A 23,499-nucleotide genomic window follows, 5' to 3' on the forward strand; every position below is an offset into this window, starting at 1 on the left:
CCGACGAGGAAGGCACGGCCGCCGCACGTGAGGGACACACGAGAGAGCCGGCTGCTCCTGGTGCTGCTGATCGCCATCGCATTCGCGCTGATCACGGTGGACATCCGCGGCGGCGAGGAGTCACCGGTGGACGGTGCCCGGCGGGCCGCCGCCACCGTCTTCGGGCCGGTCGAGAACGGCGTCGCGGCGGCGGTCGACCCGGTGGGCAACGCCATAGGAGCGGTACGCGACTCCGGCACCCGGCACAACCGGATCGCTGAACTGGAGCAGCAGAACGCCGCGCTCAAGACGAGGCTCGGCAGCAACGACCAGAACCGCAACCGGGTGCGCGAGCTGGACCGGATGCTGAAGAAGTCGGCCGCCGGACAGTACGGCATCAAGGGCGCCGAGGTCATCGCCATAGGAGCGGCCCAGGGCTTCTCCTGGACGGTCACCATCGACGCGGGCTCCAACGACGGCATCAAGCGCGACATGACCGTCATCAACGGCGACGGGCTCGTCGGCCGGGTCACCACCGTCGGCCCGGACACCGCCACGGTGCTCCTCGCCAACGACCCCGACTTCACCGTCGGCACCCGTATGGAGAAGACCGACGAACTGGGCTTCGCCACCGGCCAGGGCTCCCGGCCGCTGTCCGTGCAGTTCCTCAACGGCAAGGCCAAGGTGGAGAAGGGCGACCGGCTGGTTACCTTCGGCTCCAGCAAGGACAAGCCGTTCGTGCCCGGCGTCCCGGTCGGCGAGGTCGTCCGCGTCGACCCGTCCGGCGGCGGCCTGACCCGTACCGTCTACGTCCGCCCGTACGTCGGGTTCACCAAGCTCGACATCGTCGGCGTCGTCGTCCAGGCCCCGCGCGAGGACCCCCGCGACATGGTCCTGCCGAAGGAACCGGCCAAGCCCGCCAAGCCGAAGCCCACCCCGACCGTCACCGTGACCATCTCGCCCAACGGAGACATCGTCGACACCAACGGCAACGTCGTCGGGAACATCCACGAGAGCCCGGACCCCAGCGGAAGCCCGGACCCGAGCGGCAGTCCGGGCGCCACACCGAACACCGGCACCGCGGTCAACGAGCAGAGGTAGAGCTGATTCCCATGCGTCTGAACCGGATTCTGCTCTCCGCCGTCCTGGTCGTGGTCGCCCTGGTCGTCCAGGTCTCGGTGTTCGCCCGGCTCCAACTCCCCGGCGCCGTGCCCGACCTGCTGCTCCTCGTCGTCCTCGGCCTCGCGTTCGTGTACGGGCACGTCAGCGGCGCGCTCATCGGCTTCGGCGCGGGACTGCTCGCCGACCTGGCGCCGCCCGCCGACCACGCCGCCGGGCGCTACGCCCTGGTGCTCTGTGTCATCGGCTACCTCGCCGGACTGGTCAAGCCGGAGACCGGGCAGCTCAAGTCGGCGTTCGTCCCGATGGTCGCGGTCGTGGCCGCGGCGATCGGATCGACCCTGCTGTACGCGCTCGTCGGCGCGCTCGTCGGGGACACGGCGGCCCGTCACGTGGGTCTCGGCAGCCTGCTGTTCACCGCCGCCGTCTACGACCTGCTCCTCGCGCCGTTCGTCGTGCCCCTGATCATGGCGGTCGCCAGACGCACGGTGAACGATCCGCTCGCCGACTCGTCCGGCGGCGGCGACGTCGCCGCGGGCTGGCTGTCCTCCGGCACCGGACTGCGGATCGGCGGCCAGCGCGGCGGACTGCGCGTCAAGGTCGCCCGCAACCGGGCGGCACGCGCCGGACGGATCAAGGGAGTCAAGCGACTGTGAGGCCGCACCACCGGGAGGACACCCCCCGTACCTCCGGCCCGACCACCACCGGGGGCGCCCCGTGAGCAACATCCCCGAGACCGGCCGGACCCAACGGGTCCAGATCCGTCTCGTCGTCATCCAGGTCCTCGTCTTCTCCCTGCTGTTCACGCTCGGCGGGCGCCTCTGGTACCTCCAGATCCGCAACGGCCAGGAGTACAGCGACGAGGCGAAGAACAACCACGTCCAGCAGGTCGTCCAGCCCGCCGTCCGCGGCTCCATCCTCGACGCGCGCGGCGTGCCCCTCGCCGACAACGAGACCCGTCTGGTCGTCTCCGCCAGCCGCACCGAGCTGCTGAAGATGAAGGACGACGGCAAGAGCGTCCTGACCCGGCTCGCCGGCGTCCTCGGCATGGCGCCCAAGGAGGTCCTCGACAAGGTCCGGCTCTGCGACGCGAAGACGCCGCAGCCCTGCTGGAACGGTTCTCCGTACCAGCCGATCCCGGTCACCGACGAGGCCACCACCCAGCAGGCCCTCCAGATCCGCGAACGTGCCGAGGACTTCCCCGGCATCACCGCCGAGCCCACCGCCGTACGCCGCTACGCCGAGCCCGGCAAGGCCAACACCGCCCAGGTCCTCGGCTACCTCTCGCCCGTCACCGACGAAGAGATCACCAAGGCCCAGCACACCGACTCGCCGTACCTGCGCTCCGACCAGGTCGGCCGCTCCGGGCTGGAGCGCACCTACGACAAGGAACTGCGCGGCAAGGCCGGGGTCACCCGTTACGAGGTCGACAACCTCGGCCGGGTCATCGGCGAGGCGAAGAACGACGAGGCGGAGCCCGGCTCCAGCGTCGTCACCTCCATCGACGCCCGGGTCCAGGCCGTCGCCGAGTACGAGCTCAACGAGGCGATGAAGACGGCCCGTCAGTCGTTCGACAAGAACACCGGTGAGAACTACAAGGCCGACTCCGGCGCCGTCGTCGTCATGGAGGCCAAGACCGGCCGCGTCGTCGCGATGGCCTCCCTGCCGAACTACGACCCCAACGCCTGGGTCGGCGGCATCTCCGCCAAGGACTACGCCAAGCTCACCGGCAAGAACTCCAACTTCCCGCTGCTGAACCGGGCCATCCAGGGCCAGGCCGCCCCCGGCTCGATCTTCAAGGTCATCTCCTCGACCGCGGCGGTCAACGCCGGCTACCCCTTCGACGGCCACTACCCCTGCCCCAGCTCGTACAACGTCGGCGGCCAGACCTTCAAGAACTACGAGTCCCAGGGCTACGGGGACATCACCATCGGCCGCGCCCTCGAAGTCTCCTGCGACACCGTGTACTACGGCATCGCGCACAAGGAGTGGCTGAAGGACGGCGGCATCAACCCGAAGAAGCACCCCAAGGACTGGTTCTACAAGACCGCCCACCAGTTCGGCCTCGGCAAGGAGACCGGCATCGACCTCCCCAACGAGGTCAGCGGCCGCGTCCCCGACCGCAAGTGGAAGCAGAACTTCTACAAGGCGAACAAGGACGCCTGGTGCAAACAGGGCAAGAAGGACGGCTCGTACGTCGAGAAGATCGCGTACGAGAACTGTCTCGAAGGCGACAAGATGCGCGCCGGTGACTCCGTCAACTACTCCATCGGCCAGGGCGACACCCTCGTCACCCCGATCCAGATGGCCACCATCTACGCCGCGATCTCCAACGGCGGCACCCTCTACGACCCCACCGTCGGCAAGGCGATCGTCAGCGGCGACGGCAAGAGCGTCCAGGAGATCGCGCCCAAGTCGCACGGCAAGCTGCCGTTCTCCCGCAAGACCCGCAACGAGATCGACGGCGCCCTCGCGGGAGTCGCGACCCGCGGTTCGGCGGCCTGGCGGTTCGGCGGCTGGCCGCAGGACAAGATCCCGATGCACGCCAAGACGGGCACGGCGGAGGTCTACGGCAAACAGACGACCTCCTGGTTCGCCACGTACACCAAGGACTACTCGATCGTCATGACGATCTCTCAGGGCGGTACGGGCTCCGGCGCGTCCGGGCCGGCCGTGCGCAACATCTACGACGCCCTCTACGGTCTCGACGACTCCGGCAAGCAGGATCTGAAGAAGGCACTGCTGCCCACCCCGCAGAAGTCCCTGCCGAAGATCCAGCGGGACGGCTCGATCGACGCCCCGGAGATCAAGCCGTACGACCCGAACTCGCAGAAGACTCCGGAGGAACAGACCCTCGCGGCGGCCCTGGGGAGGCGCGACTGATGGCCGGCTTCTCCGTCTCGCGGTACGCCCCCGAGCGCTCCGCCTGGGGCAAACTCGTCGCCCGCGACTCCGTCGTGCGCAAACTCGACTGGCCGCTGCTCGGGTCCGCGATCGCGCTCTCCTTCATCGGCTCGCTGCTGGTCTACTCCGCGACCCGGGGCCGCCACGCGCTCACTCACGGCGACCCGTACTACTTCCTCTTCCGGCACGCCCTCAACACCGGCATCGGCTTCGGCCTGATGATCGGCACGATCTGGCTCGGCCACCGCACCCTGCGCGGCGCCGTCCCGATCCTCTACGGCCTCTCGGTGATCCTCGTACTGGCGGTCCTCACCCCGCTCGGCGCCACCGTCAACGGTGCCCACGCCTGGATCATCATCGGCGGTGGCTTCTCGCTCCAGCCGTCCGAGTTCACCAAGATCACCATCATCCTGATCATGGCGATGCTGCTCGCCGAGCGCGTCGACGCTGGTGACCAGCTCCACCCCGATCACCGGACCGTCGCCAAGGCGCTGGGCCTGGCGTCCGTGCCGATGATTGTCGTCATGGGGATGCCGGACCTCGGCTCCGTGATGGTCATGGTCGTCATCGTGCTCGGTGTGCTCCTCGCCTCCGGCGCGTCGAACCGCTGGATCTTCGGCCTGCTCGGCGCGGGCGTGGTCGGCGCGATCGCGATCTGGAAGCTCGGCCTGCTCGACGAGTATCAGATCGCCCGCTTCGCCGCCTTCGCCAACCCCGCGCTCGACCCGGCGGGCGTCGGCTACAACACCAACCAGGCCCGCATCGCGATCGGCTCCGGCGGCCTCACCGGAACGGGCCTCTTCCAGGGCACCCAGACCACCGGCCAGTTCGTCCCCGAGCAGCAGACCGACTTCGTCTTCACCGTCGCCGGCGAGGAGCTCGGCTTCCTCGGCGCCGGGCTGATCCTCGTCCTGCTCGGCATCGTCCTGTGGCGCGCCTGCCGGATCGCCCGCGAGACGACCGAGCTGTACGGCACGATCGTCGCCGGCGGAATCATCGCCTGGTTCGCCTTCCAGGCCTTCGAGAACATCGGGATGACGCTCGGCATCATGCCGGTCGCCGGGCTTCCGCTGCCGTTCGTGTCGTACGGAGGATCCTCGATGTTCGCCGTCTGGGTGGCCGTCGGACTGCTCCAGTCGATCAGGGTGCAACGACCGATAAGCGCCTGAGCCGGTGCGGGAGCACTGCCCATCCTCGGACAACACGTCTAGATTCGGTTCATGGCGGACTCGAAGCGTGAGATCGAGCGGAAGTACGAAGCCACCGCGGAGACCCGGCTCCCCGATCTGAGCCGGGTGGCCGGTGTCTCGGCCGTCGTCCACCGGGGCGTCAGAGAGCTGGACGCCGTCTACTACGACACCGAGGACCTGCGGCTGGCGGCCGGCTCCCTCACCCTGCGCCGCCGCACCGGGGGGAGCGACGCCGGCTGGCACCTCAAGTTCCCCGTCGCCTCCGGTATCCGGGACGAGCTCCGGGAACCGCTCTCCGACACCCTGCCGCGCTCCTTCGCCGGGCTGCTCCGGTCCCGGCTCCGGGGGAGCGAGCTCGCCCCCGTCGTCCGGCTGCGCACCGCCCGTGACGTCCACCACCTGGTCGACGCCGAAGGCGCGCCGCTTGCCGAGGTCGCCCTCGACACCGTGCGGGCCGAACGGCTGACGGGCGGCGACGGCACGGCCGCCTGGACCGAGATCGAGGTGGAACTCGCCGACGACGGAGACCCGGCCCTCCTGGACGCCGTCGAACGACGGCTGCGCAGAGCCGGCGTCCGCCCGTCCGCACTGCCGTCCAAGCTGGCCAGGGCGCTCGCCGAGACCGCGCCGGAACCGAACCGGAGGAAGGAGGCCGGCGGCACCACCCCACGACGCACCGCGGGCGACCACGTCCTCGCGTACATCCACCGGCAGGCCGAGGCGATCGTCGCCCTCGACCCCGCCGTACGCCGTGAGCTCCCCGACTCCGTGCATCAGATGCGGGTCGCCACCCGCAGGCTCCGCAGCGCCCTGCGGACGTACCGCAGGATCCTCGACCGGAGCGTCACCGACCCGGTCGGCGACGAGCTGAAGTGGCTGGCCGCCGAGCTCGGCATCGACCGCGACCAGGAGGTTCTCGACGCCCGCCTGCGCGCCTGCCTCGACGCTCTGCCCCGCACCCTGGTCCTCGGGCCCGTCCACAGCCGTCTGCGGATCTGGTCGGTCGCCCACCGGGGCGGCTCCCGGCACCGGACCGTCGCCGTGCTCGACGGGAAGCGGTACCTGGCACTCCTGGAACGCCTCGACGCCCTGCTCGCCGCCCCGCCGCTGCTGCCCGCCGCGTCCCGCGCCCCCGAGCGGGCACTGGCCCGCGCCGTGCTGAAGGAGTACGCGCGCCTCGCGAGCCGCGTCGGCCGCGCCCTGGAGCTCCCGCCCGGTCACGACCGCGATCTCGCCCTGCACGACGCCCGCAAGGCCGCCAAGCGCGCCCGTTACGCGGCGGAGGCGGCCCGGCCCGCGCTCGGGAAGCCCGCCAAGCGGTTCACCAAACGGATGAAGGCCGTGCAGACCCTCCTGGGCGACCACCAGGACAGCGTGGTGGCCCGCGACGCCCTGCGCACCCTGGCCGCGCAGGCACACGCGGCAGGGGAGTCCGCGTTCACCTGGGGACTGCTGTACGGGCGCGAGGAGGCGGCCGCCGCCGCCGGTGAGCGGGAGCTGCCGGATGTCTGGGAGCGGGCGTCCCGGCCGCAGGTGCGGGCGGCGCTGGGAGGCTGAGCGCCGGGGTACGCTGGATGGTCACCCTTGCCGGCTCTCGAAAGTTCGCGATGTCTGTCGATTCGGTCTTCCCACAGCTCGAAGCTCTGCTCCCGCATGTGCAGAAGCCCATCCAGTACGTCGGCGGTGAGCTGAACTCCACCGTCAAGCCGTGGGACGAATGCGATGTCCGCTGGGCGCTGATGTACCCGGACGCGTACGAGGTCGGACTCCCCAACCAGGGCGTCATGATCCTCTACGAGGTGCTCAACGAGCGCCAGGGCGTCCTCGCCGAGCGCACCTACAGCGTGTGGCCGGACCTCGAAGAGCTGATGCGCGAGCACCGGGTCCCGCAGTTCACCGTGGACAGCCACCGCCCGGTCAAGGCGTTCGACGTCTTCGGACTGAGCTTCTCCACCGAGCTCGGCTACACCAACATGCTCACCGCCCTGGATCTCGCGGGCATTCCGCTGGACGCCAGGGACCGCACCGTCGACGACCCGATCGTGCTGGCCGGCGGCCACGCCGCGTTCAACCCCGAGCCCATCGCGGAGTTCATCGACTGCGCGGTCATCGGCGACGGCGAGCAGGCCGTCCTGGAGATCACCGAGATCATCCGCGCCTGGAAGGCCGAGGGCCGCCCCGGCGGTCGTGAAGAGGTGCTCTTCCGCCTCGCGAAGACCGGCGGCGTCTACGTCCCGGGCTTCTACGACGTCGAGTACCTCCCGGACGGGCGCATCGGCCGTGTCGTGCCCAACAAGTCGGGCGTGCCGTGGCGGGTGTCCAAGCACACGGTGATGGACCTCGACGAGTGGCCCTACCCGAAGCAGCCCCTCGTGCCCCTCGCCGAGACCGTCCACGAGCGGATGTCCGTCGAGATCTTCCGCGGCTGCACCCGCGGCTGCCGTTTCTGCCAGGCCGGCATGATCACGCGCCCCGTGCGGGAGCGAAGCATCACCGGCATCGGCGAGATGGTCGAGAAGGGTCTCAAGGCGACCGGCTTCGAGGAGGTCGGACTGCTCTCGCTCTCCTCCGCGGACCACACCGAGATCGGCGAGATCGCCAAGGGCCTCGCCGACCGGTACACCGAGGACAAGATCGGCCTCTCGCTGCCCTCCACCCGCGTCGACGCGTTCAATGTGGACCTGGCCAACGAGCTGACCCGCAACGGCCGTCGCTCCGGTCTCACCTTCGCCCCCGAGGGCGGCTCCGAGCGCATGCGCAAGGTCATCAACAAGATGGTCTCGGAAGAGGACCTCATCCGCACCGTCGCCACCGCGTACGGCAACGGCTGGCGTCAGGTGAAGCTGTACTTCATGTGCGGTCTGCCCACCGAGACCGACGAGGATGTCCTCCAGATCGGTGACATGGCGGTCAACGTGATCGCCAAGGGCCGTGAGGTCTCCGGCCAGAACGACATCCGCTGCACCGTCTCCATCGGCGGCTTCGTGCCCAAGCCGCACACGCCGTTCCAGTGGGCCCCGCAGCTCGGCGCCGAAGAGACCGACGCGCGGCTGGCCAAGCTCCGCGACAAGATCCGCGGCGACAAGAAGTACGGCCGCTCCATCGGCTTCCGCTACCACGACGGCAAGCCCGGCATCGTCGAGGGCCTGCTCTCGCGCGGCGACCGCCGTGTCGGCTCCGTCATCCGCGCGGTCTACGAGTCCGGCGGCCGCTTCGACGGCTGGCGCGAGCACTTCAGCTACGACCGCTGGATGACCGCCGCCGAGAAGACGCTGCCCGAGTACGGCGTGGACGTCGACTGGTACACCACCCGCGAGCGGACCTACGAGGAGGTCCTGCCCTGGGACCACCTGGACTCCGGCCTCGACAAGGACTGGCTCTGGGAGGACTGGCAGGACTCGCTCGACGAGACCGAGGTCGAGGACTGCCGCTGGACCCCGTGCTTCGACTGCGGCGTCTGCCCGCAGATGGACACCAGCATCCAGATCGGTCCGACCGGCAAGAAGCTGCTGCCGTTGTCGGTCGTGAAGTAGCGGCCTCGGGTGAGTCCGTCCGGGTGACGGCTCGGTGACGAAGGCCCGGACCGGGAAACCCCGGTCCGGGCCTTCGCGTCATGTTCGGCATGGAGTACGACAAGCACCAGGCCCCCGCGCGGTACGAAGCCGCAGAGGGCTGTCTGACGACGCTGATCAGGATCCCGGTACGGATCGTGGTGCTGGTGATCGTCCTGCCCGTGCGGTTGGTCTGGGACGCCCTGGTCGTGGGCGCCCGCGCCGCCGACCGCCTTCTGCTGCGCCCCCTGGGCCGGGCCCTGTCCCGGTTGTTCCGGACCGTGGTGCTGATCCCCGCGGTGTGGCTGTACGAGACGGTGCTCACCCCGCTCGGCCATGCGCTGCGGTGGCTGGCCGCGGCGCTCCTCATCTGGCCATGGGTCGCGCTCTGGCGGTACGCGCTGGTGCCGGTGGTGCGCTACGGGCTCGTGGTGCCGGCGGTGTGGCTGTACGAGGCGGTGCTCACCCCGATCGGCCACGGGCTGCGCCGGGTGTACCGGGAGTTGCTCGTCCCGGCCGGGCGGGGGATCGGCGTCGCGGTCGGCCGGGTGCTCACCGCCCTGTTGGTCTGGCCGGTCGTCGGCCTGTGGCGGTACGTCCTGACGCCCCTCGCGCTCGCCGCCACATGGCTGGTGGAACACCTGCTCGTACGGCCGTCGGCCTGGACGTACCGGCAACTGCTCACCCCGCTCGGCCACGCCGTCACCTGGCTGCTCGAACGGATGGCGCGCGGAATCACGGCGGTGGGGAGCGGGCTGTGGGCAGCGGTGGTGTGGCTGGTTCTGACGCTGCTCGTCGCACCGCTCGGATGGCTGTACCGGCGGGTACTTGCCCCGGTCGGCCGGGAGATCGCTGCCGCGTTCGGTGTCGCCTGGCGCATCGCGGGCTTCATCTCGCGGGCCGTCGGCAGGGCCGTCGCCTGGCTGGCATGGCATCTCGTCGGGGCGCCGGTCGCCTGGGCCTGGCGCACGGTGTGCACGCCGGTGGGACATTTCGTACGTGACGCCGTCCTGGCTCCCGCCAGGCGGGCCGCGGTCGGGACGGGACGCGCGGTCCGGGCGGCGCTGCGCTCGGCACGCGAGACGGTGGCCCAGGCGCGTCGTGACGCCTGGCGGGCGCTGGTCGGCGGGCCGCGGGCGCCCGAGCCCCGGGAACCGGGAAGCCCCCTTGCGCGTACTCTGGGTAGTACAAGGACTGTGCCCTGCGCGGCGCCCGGACCAGAGATCTCCTCGCTCGGAGAGAAGAACGCCGAGCGGGGGTGAGCCGGACCGGACACCCCGGGCCACCCGCATCTCGTGGGCGGCGTGCCAGCGCGTCCGCCCCGCACCGAGGAGAAGAACCACTGGGCAAGCGACAGCCCGAAGGCCCGCCGCCCGCACCGGCGGTGCAGCGCATCCGACTGCGCTACACCAAGCGCGGCCGCCTCCGGTTCACCAGCCACCGTGACTTCCAGCGTGCCTTCGAGCGGGCACTGCGCCGCTCCCAGGTGCCCATGGCCTACTCGGCCGGCTTCACCCCGCACCCGAAGGTGTCGTACGCCAATGCCGCCCCCACCGGCACGGGCAGTGAGGCCGAGTTCCTGGAGATCGCCCTCACCGAGGTCCGGGATCCGGGCGTCCTGCGCGAGCTGCTCAACGCCTCGCTGCCGGACGGTCTCGACGTCACCGACGCCGTGGAGGCCCGCACCTCGGGCCTCGCCGAGCGGCTGACCGCCTCCGTCTGGGAGCTGCGTCTCGACGGAGTCACCGCCGAGGAGGCCGACAAGGCCGTGGCCGCCTTCAACGCCGCTGAGACCGTCGAGGTCCAGCGCCGTGCGAAGAACGGCATGCGGACCTTCGACGCCCGTGCCGCCGTGGTCGACCTGCAGGCCCTTGATCCACAGGCTGATAGGCCCGAGGACAGGCCCTGTGCGATACTGCGGCTGGTTGTTCGGCACGTGACACCTGCCGTGCGACCTGACGACGTCCTGTCCGGTCTCCGCGTTGTGGCCGACCTGGCGCCGCCGGTCCCCGCAGCGGTGACCAGGCTGGCGCAGGGGCTCTTCGACGAGGAGTCCGGCACGGTGACCGACCCGCTCGCGCCCGACCGCGAGGCAGCCCCGGCCGCTCCACACACGGCCGCCGGGACCGCCGTCGCGACGGCGCCGGAAGGTGCAGGTTCCGCGTAAGGCGGTCGTTGCAGCGCAGCCCTCCGACTCGGGAGCCACCTGGGCCGGGCCGCGCGATGACCCATAAGACTTTCGCCAGGCCGTACGCACGGAGCGTACGGAACCGGCGAGCCAGACATTGAGCTCCCGTGCGGCGCCCGCGCCCCGGACGGCGGTCCCGCGTACATCACGCGGACCGTGCCGGACCGGAACCAGACGCGGCGCCCGGGAGCCTGACGGGAGAACCGCCCGCATGCCCCAGCCCAACGAACCCGGTACGACCGGGAACGACGAAGAGAACAACGCACCTGGCGACAAGCTGCCGCCGCGCCGCAGGCGCCGCGCCGCGTCCCGCCCGGCAGGCCCGCCGGTGGCGGATGCCCAGGGTGCCGCCGCGCCGGCCATACCGGCCGTTGACGCCGCAGTGTCCGACAGCACCGTTGGCGAAGCCGGGAGTACCCCGGAGGCGGAGGCCGCACCGCCCGCGCGTACGCGTCGTCGTGCGGTTCGCAAGGCGACCGCTCCGGCGGGTGCGCCGCAGGCCGCCGAGGCCGTGGAGATCGTGGAGCCCGCCGCCGAGCCCGTAGCCGCCGCCGAGGCCGAGGTCGTGGAGGCGGCGCCCGCGCGTGCGCGTCGTCGTGCGGTTCGCAAGGCGACCGCTCCGGCGGGTGCGCCGCAGGCCGCCGAGGCCGTGGTCGAGCCCGAGCCCGTTGTCGAGGCCGAGGCGGAGGCCGAGGTCGTGGAGGCGCCGCCCGCGCGTGCGCGTCGTCGTGCGGTCCGCAAGGCGACCGCTCCGGCAGGTGCGCCGACGGCCGCCGAGCCCGTCGAGATCGTCGAGGAAGCCACGGCCGTGGTGAGTGCCGAGCCCGAGTCGGCCGTGGTCGCCGAGCCCGAGCCCGCCGCGCCGCGCGGCCGCACCCGGCGCAGGGCATCCGCTCCGGCGGGTGCGCCGCAGGCCGCCGAGGCCGTGGTCGAGCCCGAGCCGGTTGTCGAGGCCGAGGCCGAGGCCGAGGCGGAGGCCGAGGTCGTGGAGGCGCCGCCCGCGCGTGCGCGTCGTCGTGCGGTTCGCAAGGCGACCGCTCCGGCGGGTGCGCCGCAGGCCGCCGAGACGATTGTCGAGGCCGAGGAGCCGGTCGCCGAGACCGCTGAGGTCGTCGAGCCGACCGAGACCGTCGAGCCCACCGAGGCCGAGGACACCGCACCGCGCGGTCGCCAGCGCCGCCGGGCCACCGCAGCCGCCGGCCGGCCCGAGTTCACCGGCAAGGTCGAGGAGCCCGTACGCAAGAGCCGTGGTGCGACGCGCCCCGCCGTGGCTGTGTTCCAGGCACCGGTCTTCGCCGAGCCGATGTTCCAGACTCCGGAGACGGCGGCCGCCGCCGCTGCCGCTTCGCGTCGCGAAGAGATCGAGGAAGAGCCCGAGACGGTCGAGGAGCCGACCGCCACGACCGAGGCCCCGGCCGCCGAGGCCGCGCCGCAGGCGGGTTCGCGCCGCCGTCGCCGCCGTCGCGGTGAGGCCGCCGAGCCCGAGCCGGCCGCCGCTCCCGCGGCGGAGGAGCATGCCGAGGACGAGCCCGAGCCCGAGAGCGAAGCCGAGCACGAGGGCGAGGGCGAGGAGACGGACGAGTACGGGGACCGGCCCTCGCGTCGTCGCCGTCGAGGTGGTCGTCGCCGCCGTCGTGGCGAGATGAACGAGGGCGACGAGGGCGCCGAGCAGCACGGTGACGAGACCGCCGCCGACTATTCCGAGGACGATCAGGAGCGCGCTCAGGAGTCCGAGGAGGAGGAGGACGAGGAGCACGAGGCGTCCGCCGCCGGATCCAGCAGCAGCCGACGTCGTCGTCGCCGTCGTCGTCGCAGCGGTGACGTCGCGTCCGACGCCGAGACCGGTGCGGACGACCCGGAGCGTACGGTCGTCAAGGTCCGCGAGCCCCGCAGGAAGGAAGAGCGGGAGGCCGGCACCGGCTTCGACGAGGTCCAGTCCATCAAGGGCTCGACCCGTATGGAGGCGAAGAAGCAGCGCCGCCGCGAGGGCCGTGAGCAGGGTCGTCGCCGCGTCCCGATCATCACCGAGGCCGAGTTCCTGGCCCGCCGCGAGGCCGTGGAGCGGGTCATGGTCGTCCGCCAGAACGGCGAGCGCACCCAGATCGGTGTCCTTGAGGACAACGTGCTCGTCGAGCACTACGTCAACAAGGAGCAGGCCACCAGCTACGTCGGCAACGTCTACCTGGGCAAGGTGCAGAACGTACTGCCGTCCATGGAGGCCGCCTTCGTCGACATCGGCAAGGGCCGCAACGCCGTCCTGTACGCCGGTGAGGTGAACTTCGAGGCGCTCGGCATGGCCCACGGGCCGCGTCGTATCGAGACAGCGCTCAAGTCCGGCCAGTCCGTCCTCGTCCAGGTGACCAAGGACCCGATCGGCCACAAGGGCGCCCGCCTGACCAGCCAGGTCTCGCTGCCCGGCCGTTACCTGGTCTATGTGCCCGAGGGCTCGATGACCGGTATCAGCCGCAAGCTGCCCGACACCGAGCGGGCCCGGCTGAAGACCATCCTGAAGAAGATCGTTCCCGAGGACGCGGGCGTCATCGTCCGTACCGCGGCTGAGGGTGCGAGCGAGGACGAGCTGCGCCGCGATGTCGAGCGGCTTCAGCAGCAGTGGGAGGACATCCAGAAGAAGTCCAAGAGCACCGGCAGCTCCAACGCGCCGACGCTGCTCTACGGCGAGCCGGACATGACCGTCCGGGTCGTCCGCGACATCTTCAACGAGGACTTCTCCAAGGTCATCGTCAGCGGCGACGACGCGTGGGAGACCATCCACGGCTACGTCTCGCACGTGGCGCCCGACCTGACGGACCGTCTGTCGCGATGGACCTCCGAGGTCGACATCTTCGCGACGTACCGGATCGACGAGCAGCTGATGAAGGCGCTGGACCGGAAGGTCTACCTGCCGAGCGGCGGTTCGCTGGTGATCGACAAGACCGAGGCGATGGTCGTCGTCGACGTCAACACCGGCAAGTTCACCGGTCAGGGCGGCAACCTCGAAGAGACCGTCACCAAGAACAACCTGGAGGCGGCCGAGGAGATCGTGCGCCAGCTGCGGCTGCGCGACCTCGGTGGCATCGTCGTCGTCGACTTCATCGACATGGTGCTGGAGTCCAACCGGGACCTGGTGCTGCGCCGTCTGCTGGAGTGCCTGGGACGCGACCGTACGAAGCACCAGGTCGCCGAGGTCACCTCGCTGGGCCTGGTCCAGATGACCCGCAAGCGGGTGGGCCAGGGTCTGCTGGAGTCCTTCTCCGAGACCTGTGTCCACTGCAACGGGCGCGGCGTGATCGTGCACATGGAGCAGCCGACCACGGTCGGTGGCGGCGGCAACGGCAAGCGTTCCAAGAAGCGCGGCCGGGGCGGCGTGGGCCACGAGCACGAGCAGATCGTCGAGCAGGACCACGAGCACATCGCGGAGGGCGAGACCGAGGCCGAGGTGGCCGCGGAGGTGGCCGCCCCGGTGGCACTGCCCGAGCCGGAGTTCGTCCCGGACGAGGAGCTGTACAGCAGCCCGGCCGAGGCCGAGGCAGCCGCTTCGCGTGGCCGTGGCAGGCGCCGTGCGACCCGTAAGGCATCGGCTCCGGCCGGCGCCCCGAAGGCCGCAGCCCCTGCCCCGGTCGTCGAGCCGGAGCCGGTGGTGGAGGCCGTGGAGCCGGAACCGGTGGTGGAGCCCGAGCCGGCGGCCGAGGCCCCTCAGGGCCGTACGCGCCGTCGTGCGACCCGTAAGGCCACCGCTCCGGCGGGCTCGCCTGCCCCGGTCGAGCAGGTCGAGCAGGTCGAGGAGCCGGTGCCGGCTGTGGCCCCGGTCGTCGAGGTGGCCCCGGTCGCCGAGGCCCCCGGGCCCGAGGCGGCACCCGAGGAGGTGGTCCCCGAGGCCGCCCCGCCGCGTGCCCGCCGCCGGGTGACCCGCAAGGTCACCGCCCCCGCGGGTTCGCCCGCCGGTGCGGACGCGGCGGAGGTCGTCGTGGTGACCGGCTCCACCGAGCCGGCCGGGACCGCCGAAGCCTTGGAAGCCCCGGAGGCCCCCAAGGCTGAGGCCCCGGCCAAGAAGACGGCGCGCAAGACGGCCAAGAAGGCCACCGCCAAGAAGGCAGCCACCAAGAAGACGGCTGCCAAGAAGACCGCCGCGAAGAAGACGACGGCCAAGAAGGCGGCGGCGAAGAAGACGGTCGCCGCGGAACCGTCGCCGCAGGCCGTCCCGGCCGGTACCGAGGCGTAGGCGGCAGCGCGGTACGGCCGTGGAGGGACCTCCTCCGCGGCCGTACGGCACGACACGACGGCCGGTGGGCCGCACCTCGACAGAGAGTGCGGCCCACCGGCCGTCGTGCTCCCGGTGACCGCCCAGGACCGTCCACCGGTCCACTGGCCCACCGGCGCGGCGTACGGCCTCTCAGGCGCCTGGGGGCTCTGCGAGGCGCCCCCACACCGCCGACGGCCGGTCAGGCGGCCGTCGGCGGCGTCAGTGGGTCCTCCGCGGCCGGACGGGGGCAGCCGATGGGCCCGGGAAGGAATGAGCCGGAGAACGCGGGGTAGGACACAGGGCCCGGTTTGACCCTCCGGTCGGAGGCCCGTAACCTTGCCCATCGGCGTGTTTCCGTATGCGCCTGTCCCTGAGCAACCCCCTCCCGTCATCGGTGAGAGGCCGCTCGTCCATTCGGATCACCTCGGGCCCCGGCCCGTGTGAGCGGCTGGCTTCAGGGGCTCCGTTCCGAGCGAGAGAGAGATCCGCGTGTACGCCATCGTGCGCAGCGGTGGCCGCCAGCACAAGGTTGCTGTCGGTGACATCGTTGAGGTTGACAAGATTTCCACTGCCCAGGTTGGCGACACGGTCGAGCTCTCGACCCTGCTCGTGGTCGACGGCGACGCCGTGACCAGCGACCCGTGGGTGCTGGCCGGGATCAAGGTCCAGGCCGAGGTCGTGGACCACCACAAGGGCGCGAAGATCGACATCCTTCGCTACAAGAACAAGACCGGCTACCGCCGTCGCCAGGGTCACCGTCAGCAGTACACGGCGATCAAGGTCACCGGTATCCCCGCGGCTGCGAAGTAAGGGACTGAGGAGACATGGCACACAAGAAGGGCGCATCGTCCACCCGGAACGGGCGCGATTCCAATGCTCAGCGGCTCGGCGTGAAGCGCTTCGGCGGTCAGGCCGTCAACGCCGGTGAGATCCTGGTCCGCCAGCGCGGCACCCACTTCCACCCGGGCACGGGCGTCGGCCGTGGCGGCGACGACACGCTGTTCGCACTCGCCGCCGGTGCGGTCGAGTTCGGCACGCACCGTGGCCGCAAGGTCGTGAACATCGTTCCGATCGCCGGCTGATTTTCGGCGCTCGTCGAGCGGTTTCTGCGGAGGCGGACCTCACTTCCCGTACGGGAAGCGGGTCCGCCTTTCGCGTGTTTCTCCCATGAGAGACGGCTTTCTCCTATGCGGGACAGCACGAGTGAGACATTTCTGCATGTATGTAACTGGAGGTTCCCACCATGACCACCTTCGTGGACCGCGTCGAACTGCATGTCGCCGCGGGTAACGGGGGCCACGGCTGCGCCTCCGTACACCGTGAGAAGTTCAAACCGCTCGGCGGCCCGGACGGCGGCAACGGCGGCCGTGGCGGCGATGTGACCCTGGTCGTCGACCAGGACATCACCACGCTCCTCGACTACCACCACAGTCCCCACCGCAAGGCCACCAACGGCCAGCCCGGCGCGGGCGACCACCGCTCCGGCAAGGACGGCCAGGACCTCGTCCTGCCGGTGCCCGACGGCACGGTCGTGCTCGACCGGAACGGCAACGTGCTGGCCGACCTGGTCGGCCAGGGCACCACGTTCGTCGCCGGCCAGGGCGGCCGCGGCGGCCTCGGCAACGCCGCGCTGGCCTCTGCCCGGCGCAAGGCCCCCGGCTTCGCGCTGCTCGGCGAGCCCGGTGAGGCCCGGGACATCGTCCTGGAGCTCAAGACCGTCGCCGATGTCGCGCTGGTGGGCTACCCGAGCGCCGGGAAGTCCTCGCTGATCTCCGTCCTCTCCGCGGCCAGGCCGAAGATCGCCGACTACCCCTTCACGACCCTCGTCCCGAATCTCGGCGTGGTCACCGCGGGCAGCACCGTCTACACCATCGCCGACGTTCCGGGTCTGATCCCCGGTGCCAGCCAGGGCCGCGGTCTCGGCCTGGAGTTCCTGCGGCACGTGGAGCGCTGCTCGGTGCTCGTGCACGTGCTGGACACCGCGACGCTGGAGTCCGACCGTGATCCCGTCTCCGACCTCGACATGATCGAGGAGGAGCTGAAGCAGTACGGCGGACTGGAGGACCGGCCCCGCATCGTCGTCCTCAACAAGATCGACATCCCGGACGGTCAGGACCTCGCCGACATGATCCGCCCGGACCTGGAGGCGCGCGGCTACCGGGTCTTCGAGGTGTCCGCGGTCGCCCGTACCGGACTGAAGGAGCTCTCCTTCGCGCTCGCCGGGGTCATCGCCGAGGCGCGTGCGGCCAAGCCCGTGGAAGTGGCGACCCGTATCGTGATCCGCCCGAAGGCCGTCGACGACGCGGGCTTCACCGTCACCAAGGAGGAGGACGGCCTCTACCGGGTGCGCGGCGAGAAGCCGGAACGCTGGGTCCGGCAGACCGACTTCAACAACGACGAGGCCGTCGGCTACCTGGCGGACCGGCTCAACCGCCTCGGTGTCGAGGACGAGTTGATGAAGGCCGGTGCCCGTGCGGGCGACGGTGTGGCCATCGGGGCCGAGGACAACGCGGTCGTCTTCGACTGGGAGCCCACCCTGGCGGCGGGCGCGGAGATGCTCGGCCGGCGTGGCGAGGACCACCGTCTCGAAGCGCCGCGCCCGGCGGCGCAACGCCGCCGCGACCGTGAGACCGAACGCGACGAGGTCCAGCGCGAGTTCGACGACTTCAACCCGTTCTAAGGGCTGTCCCGTAACCCCTGGCGGGCGCGACGACCGCTGCTTCCCCAAGCTCTCGGCTGCGCTCGAACAGGGGAGGCCCCATCCCCGCCGCGTTGTCGGGACGTCCGCATACATCCAGCATGCGGACGTCCCTCCGCCGTGCGATGCACCGCATCCGACGCCGCGCGCTGATCCACCACGGATGAGTTGATCCACCACGGATGACGGGACAGCCCTCGGGGCCTCTCTCGTCGCGTCAGCCCCTCTCCGGGCTGTTCCGCCGCGGTCGACTCCGCCGGACGGGCCTGCTCCACCGGCCCGTCCGGCGGTCCGGCATGCCCTCCACGTCGCGCAAACGGGGGAGCCGAACCCGCTCAAGGGTGATTCATGCCGCTCAACCGTGTGGTGTCGGTCACCCGGCCGGAACGGAGCAATTCGGTTATTCGCCCTGATCGCAAGGCACCACAAGGTTTCAACAGGGCATGCGGCGGCCGACGTCCACCTTGCGAGACGGTAACGGAGAGTGCAACCATCGCTGTATCTCCCAGCCCTCGCAAGGTAGGTCGTCTGTGTCTGCTCAGCACATAGCCAAAGCCCGAACCACAGCAGTCGTGCTCGCCGGCGGTACCGGCCAGCGCGTGGGACTGTCGATCCCCAAGCAGCTGCTGAAGATCGCAGGCAAGGCTGTCATCGAGCACACGCTGTCGATCTTCCAGCAGGCCGACTCCATCGACGACGTCATCGTGCTGATGGCGCCGGGCTATGTGCCCGACGTGGAGAAGATCGTCGCGAAGGCCGGGCTCACCAAGGTCACCAAGGTGATCGAGGGCGGCTCCACCCGCAACGAGACCACCGAGCGCGCCATCGCTGCCCTCGGCGAGGGCCTGGCCGAGGGCGAGGACCGCAACGTCCTGTTCCACGACGCCGTGCGCCCCCTGCTCTCGCAGCGGGTCATCAAGGACTGCGTCGACGCCCTGGGCCGCTACCAGGCGGTGGACGTCGCCATTCCGTCCGCGGACACGATCATCGTGACCCGCACCCACGGCGGCGACGGCGAGTTCATCACCGACGTGCCCGACCGCTCCCGGCTGCGCCGGGGCCAGACGCCGCAGGCCTTCAAGCTCTCCACGATCCGCCGGGCCTACGAGGTCGCCGCGGGCGACCCGAACTTCCAGGCCACCGACGACTGCTCGGTCGTCCTGAAGTACCTCCCCGACGTGCCGATCTACGTCGTCGCGGGCGACGAGTACAACATGAAGGTCACCCAGCCGGTCGACGTCTTCATCGCGGACAAGCTCTTCCAGCTGGCCTCCACGGCCGTTCCGCAGCCGACGGACGACGCCGCCTACCGTGAGCTGCTCACCGGCAAGACCCTCGTCGTCTTCGGCGGCTCGTACGGCATCGGCGCGGACATCGCGACGCTCGCCGAGTCCTACGGCGCCACCGTCTACGCCCTGGGCCGCTCCACCACCGGTACGCACGTGGAGAACCCGGAGCACGTCGACGACGCGCTCTCCAAGGCGTACGCGGACACCGGCCGCATCGACTACGTGATCAACACCGCGGGCGTGCTCCGCATCGGCAAGCTGGCCGAGACGGACAACACGACCATCCAGGAAGCGCTGAACGTCAACTACCTGGCGCCCGTGCAGATCGCCCGTGCTTCCTACAAGTACCTCGCGGAGACCAAGGGCCAGCTGCTGCTCTACACCTCCAGCAGCTACACCCGGGGCCGCGCGGAGTACAGCCTCTACTCGTCCACCAAGGCCGCCATGGTGAACCTCACCCAGGCGCTTTCGGACGAGTGGGCGGGCGACGGAGTACGGGTGAACTGTGTGAACCCGGAGCGCACCGCCACCCCGATGCGCACCAAGGCGTTCGGCGACGAGCCCGCCGGCACGTTGCTCTCCTCCGAGGCGGTCGCCAGGACCTCCCTCGACGTCCTGCTCTCCGAGATGACCGGCCATGTCATCGACGTCCGGCAGCAGGACCCGACCCGCGGTGCCTCCGAGGCGTCGGGCTTCGAGCAGGCACTGGCCGCTGTCCTGGACCGACAGGCCGATGTGTAATACTTCTTGGTAATCGACTATTCGGACCCCTGCAGTTCGCCGTGTGCGAACTGCAGGGGTCCGAATTCGTGAAGCTCTGGCTTCACATTTCCCTCGCAAGGTATCAGTCGGCATCCTCGGAAGCGGTACTTCGTGATTTCGAAAGCCATGCGCTTGGCTCGGGTGGGCAGTGGTTCGGAACTGGCCGCCGCTCTCCTGGTGGCTGTGGGGTTCCCGTGCGTCATGCTCGCGGCGATAATCCCCAATCTCTGGTTCTTTGCCGCGGCGACCGCGGTCACCTATCTCGCGGACCGATATCTGCACCACTGCGGCAGCTATCTGATCAACCGGCTCGCCGCGGTCCGTGCCGGACTGTCGATCCGCTTTCTCGTCCGTCAGCTGCTGCTCATCCTGCTGCTCTCCCGCATGGGATACGGCGAGCAGACACTCTTCTACGTGACGGTCGCCTGCCTGCTGGCCTTCTACGGACTCCAGGCACCGCAGAGCGCGATGGTCACCCTCATCAGGCTGCGTCGCAAGCTTCCGGTGGTCACCCGGAACATCGACCTCAGGGCGGTGCGGATAGGGGATGCGCCGCCGCAGATGCTGATGAGCAGGCCCGCGGAGAAGATGCTGCACCTGGACATCTTCTCGATGGTGGGGGTGCTGGTCGCGGTCGAGACCGACAGGTACGCCATCGCCTATGCCGGCCTGGGCCTCACGCTCGTTCTCGCGGTCGGCTATCTGGCGGCGCTCCTGCCGTACGTCCGGCCGAGCCGGCTCGTACCGCCGGAGACCAAGGTCCTCAACGCGGTGGGCGACTGGCTCGCCGAGTACCGGCCGACCGTGATGCTGTACTTCTCCGGTTCCAAGGACTCGGCCTACCAGGTCAACATGTGGCTGGAGACGATGGCCCAGCTCGGCGGACGGCCGCTGATCTGCCTGCGTGAGCGCAACATCGTCCCGCAGCTCGCCGGCACATCGGTGCCCGTGCTCTGCGTGCCCGGTGGTGTGCACCTCATGAACCTGGACCTCTCGACGGTACGGGTCGCGCTCTACGCGGCCAACGTCGGCAAGAACATCCATCTGCTCCGGGTGCCGACGATCAAGCACGTCTTCATCGGTCACGGCGACAGCGACAAGCTCGCCAGCGTCAACCCGTACAGCAAGGCCTACGACGAGGTGTGGACCGCGGGCCGGGCCGGCCGCGACCGTTACGCGCTCGCCGACGTCGGCGTGCGAGACGAGGACATCGTCGAGGTGGGCCGCCCGCAGCTGGCCGCCATCCAGCCGTGGTCCGGTGCGCCGCGGAACCCGATTCCGACCGTGCTGTACGCCCCCACCTGGGAGGGCTGGGACGACAACCCGGGTAACACCTCGCTGCTGCTGGCCGGCGAGAACATCGTCAAGCGGCTGCTGAACTCCGAGCAGCCGATCCGTCTGCTCTACAAGCCGCATCCCTTCACCGGTACCCGCAGCGCCAAGGCCAAGGCGGTGCACCTGCGCATCACGGAGATGATCGAGCGGGCCGCCGCCGAGCGCGCCACCGACCCCCGCTGGGCGCGGGAATCGTCCGCGCTGCGGGGCGAGCAGGCCGAGGCGCGGGCCGAGATGGCCCGTATCGAGGCGCGGCTGGCCGAACTCTCCAGCAGCGGTCGCACCGCCCGGGACGAGGCGGAGCTGTCCCGGGACTCGCTGGCCGACCCGGCGCGCGAGGCCGAGACCGCAAGGCTCAAGGACGAGTGGAACGCCGCGTCCTGGCGTGCCCGGGGCTGGTGGGAGCACCGGGTCATCACCGGTGCCCAGATGCGGCTGTACGACTGCTTCAACGAGTCGGACGCCATGGTCTCGGACATCTCCAGCGTGGTGTCGGACTTCATCGCGAGCGGCAAGCCGTACGCGGTCACCGACTCGGCGGAGCTGGGCGAGGACGAGTTCCGCCGGCAGAACACCGCGGTGCGCGCCGCGGTGATCCTCTCCAACTCGGCGGTCGAGCTGGATGCCCTGCTCGGCGCGGTGACGGACCCCGGTGCGGACACCCTCGCCGAGGACCGGCGCGAGCTCAAGCAGTACCTCCTCGGCCCGGACGAGCCCACGTCCCTCATGCAGTTCGACGCGGCCGTGAAGGCGCTCGCGGCCAAGTCCGAGGCGCGTAACACCGGGGTGGCGCAGAGCCTGGGTGAGCCCGTGAGCGGCTGAGGAGCCGACTGATTCGCTTACACGATTCAACAGGCCCGGCACAGCCCAAAAGGGTTGTGCCGGGCCTTTTGTGATAAGGGTCACTCTTCGGCTGTGCGATGTCGGGCAACCAACGCGCGAGGGCGACTGTCTTCTGTTGATGTGAACGAGATACCAATTCCTGACGTGACCGTGGTCGTCGGCGCGTATGAAGCAATGCCCTATCTCATACGCTGTCTCGAATCGGTGGAGTCGCAGACCATCGGGGCCCATCGAATCGAGATCGTGGCAGTCGATGACGGTTCGACCGATGGCACCGGTGAGTACTTGGAGGAGTTCGCGGCCCGATCCGCGGTTCCGACCAGGGTGGTCAGGCAGGAGAATTCCGGCGGCCCCAGTGGGCCGCGCAATGTGGGTCTCGGTATGGCGAGGGGGCGCTATGTGTTCTTCCTCGACGCGGACGACTACTTCGGCGACGAGGCCCTGGAGCGCATGGTCGCCATGGCCGACCGGGCGCACACCGATGTGGTGCTCGGCAAGGTGGTCGGGGTCAATCGTGGGGCACCCCGGTCGATGTGGACAGCGACCAAGGAGCGGGTCAATGTATACAATTCCAAGGTCATTTACACGCTGAGCGCACAGAAACTCTTCCGGCGCGAACTGCTGGAGCGAATTGGTCTGAGATTTGATGAGGGGCTCAAGACCGGTGAGGACGCGCTCTTCACTATGGAGGCGTATCTGAGGGGCGCCGGAGTCTCCGTGATCTCCAATTACACCTGCTATTACCTGGTCGGCCGCGACGACGGAAAGCATGTGACGAAGAGCGGTACCTATGTGTGGCGCTTCGATTCCATGCGGGCCATGATGGAGCTCATTCACCGGCTCGAACCGGCCGGGCCGAAGCGGGACTTCCTGATGATTCGGCCCTTCACGGTCGGGACGCTGCAGCAGTTCGGCCCCAACTTCCTCCGGGACTCGGAGGAGGTCCGGCGCCACAAGATGGAGCTTGCGGCGCCGCTCATGGACATGTACTGGAACGACGAGGTGGCGCGCCTGATCAAGGTCGCCGAGAGGCTGCGGCTCGCCGCCGTCGCGGCGGGCCGGGCCGACGTGCTGGTGGACATACTGACGTATCTGCGGGAGAAGACTGTTCCGGATGTGGTCGGTTCACGAAAGGGGGACAAGCTCTTCCTTGCGTATCCGCACTTCCGGCACCGTTCGAGCGGTCTCTCGGAGTCCGATTTCGAGGTCACCGTGCCCGACTGGCACGACGGCAAGCGCATCGAGAAACCCGAGGTCGTGGCCCGCAAGGCGTCACTGTCGCGGCGCGTCGCCCGGCGTATGCGGCGGGACGTACGACGCTGGAAGGCGAGGCTGAGCGTGGGCTGACCGGACCCGCCCCATCCGGACCCATACGTGTGTTCGCCTCTCGTTCGCGGGGTT

Annotated in this window: 15 protein-coding genes; all 15 read left to right on the forward strand. The window is 70.0% G+C overall.

Translation table 11 applies throughout. The features are described from left to right. The first annotated feature begins 27 nt into the window (after positions 1-27). The 15 genes from mreC (at position 28) to ACZ68L_RS09710 (ending at position 23,445) form a co-directional block, all read left to right on the forward strand. A complete protein-coding gene (gene mreC / locus ACZ68L_RS09640; protein WP_469575627.1) occupies positions 28-1,080 on the forward strand; it encodes a rod shape-determining protein MreC in 1,053 nt (350 codons plus the stop codon). A gap of 11 nt (positions 1,081-1,091) precedes the next feature. Then, positions 1,092-1,754 (forward strand): rod shape-determining protein MreD, encoded by a 663-nt coding sequence (mreD, locus tag ACZ68L_RS09645; protein WP_469575628.1) that lies wholly within the window; start codon positions 1,092-1,094, stop codon positions 1,752-1,754. Positions 1,755-1,815: 61 nt separating this feature from the next. After that, positions 1,816-3,981: a penicillin-binding protein 2 gene (gene mrdA, locus ACZ68L_RS09650; RefSeq protein WP_469575629.1), complete on the forward strand. Its 2,166-nt coding sequence runs from the start codon at positions 1,816-1,818 to the stop codon at positions 3,979-3,981. Beyond that, positions 3,981-5,171: a rod shape-determining protein RodA gene (gene rodA / locus ACZ68L_RS09655; RefSeq protein WP_469575631.1), complete on the forward strand. Its 1,191-nt coding sequence runs from the start codon at positions 3,981-3,983 to the stop codon at positions 5,169-5,171. Before mrdA ends, rodA begins: the two co-directional genes overlap by 1 nt. Before the next feature lie 51 nt (positions 5,172-5,222). Beyond that, positions 5,223-6,749: a CYTH and CHAD domain-containing protein gene (locus ACZ68L_RS09660; protein ID WP_469575633.1), complete on the forward strand. Its 1,527-nt coding sequence runs from the start codon at positions 5,223-5,225 to the stop codon at positions 6,747-6,749. 50 nt (positions 6,750-6,799) lie between these two features. Beyond that, positions 6,800-8,725: a TIGR03960 family B12-binding radical SAM protein gene (locus tag ACZ68L_RS09665; RefSeq protein WP_469575634.1), complete on the forward strand. Its 1,926-nt coding sequence runs from the start codon at positions 6,800-6,802 to the stop codon at positions 8,723-8,725. An 89-nt stretch (positions 8,726-8,814) separates the two neighbouring features. Further along, a complete protein-coding gene (locus tag ACZ68L_RS09670) occupies positions 8,815-10,005 on the forward strand; it encodes a hypothetical protein (protein ID WP_469575883.1) in 1,191 nt (396 codons plus the stop codon). Positions 10,006-10,127: 122 nt separating this feature from the next. Next, positions 10,128-10,910 (forward strand): TIGR03936 family radical SAM-associated protein, encoded by a 783-nt coding sequence (locus tag ACZ68L_RS09675; RefSeq protein WP_469575637.1) that lies wholly within the window; start codon positions 10,128-10,130, stop codon positions 10,908-10,910. A gap of 232 nt (positions 10,911-11,142) precedes the next feature. Further along, on the forward strand, positions 11,143-15,150 hold the full coding sequence (locus ACZ68L_RS09680; protein WP_469575639.1) for an Rne/Rng family ribonuclease: 4,008 nt from the start codon (positions 11,143-11,145) through the stop codon (positions 15,148-15,150). Positions 15,151-15,660: 510 nt separating this feature from the next. After that, complete coding sequence (rplU, locus tag ACZ68L_RS09685) at positions 15,661-15,981, forward strand: 50S ribosomal protein L21 (RefSeq protein WP_030921216.1); 321 nt, start codon at positions 15,661-15,663, stop codon at positions 15,979-15,981. 14 nt (positions 15,982-15,995) lie between these two features. After that, on the forward strand, positions 15,996-16,253 hold the full coding sequence (gene rpmA / locus ACZ68L_RS09690) for a 50S ribosomal protein L27 (RefSeq protein WP_018103204.1): 258 nt from the start codon (positions 15,996-15,998) through the stop codon (positions 16,251-16,253). Positions 16,254-16,414: 161 nt separating this feature from the next. Beyond that, positions 16,415-17,851: a GTPase ObgE gene (gene obgE / locus ACZ68L_RS09695; protein ID WP_469575640.1), complete on the forward strand. Its 1,437-nt coding sequence runs from the start codon at positions 16,415-16,417 to the stop codon at positions 17,849-17,851. Positions 17,852-18,399: 548 nt separating this feature from the next. After that, positions 18,400-19,899: an SDR family NAD(P)-dependent oxidoreductase gene (locus ACZ68L_RS09700; protein WP_469575642.1), complete on the forward strand. Its 1,500-nt coding sequence runs from the start codon at positions 18,400-18,402 to the stop codon at positions 19,897-19,899. 147 nt (positions 19,900-20,046) lie between these two features. Then, positions 20,047-22,077, forward strand: a complete 2,031-nt coding sequence (locus ACZ68L_RS09705) for a hypothetical protein (RefSeq protein ID WP_469575644.1) — start codon at positions 20,047-20,049, stop codon at positions 22,075-22,077. Positions 22,078-22,218: 141 nt separating this feature from the next. Next, complete coding sequence (locus tag ACZ68L_RS09710; protein ID WP_469575647.1) at positions 22,219-23,445, forward strand: glycosyltransferase family 2 protein; 1,227 nt, start codon at positions 22,219-22,221, stop codon at positions 23,443-23,445. The last annotated feature ends 54 nt before the right edge of the window (positions 23,446-23,499 follow it).

Source organism: Streptomyces sp. NPDC104309 (assembly GCF_055584025.1).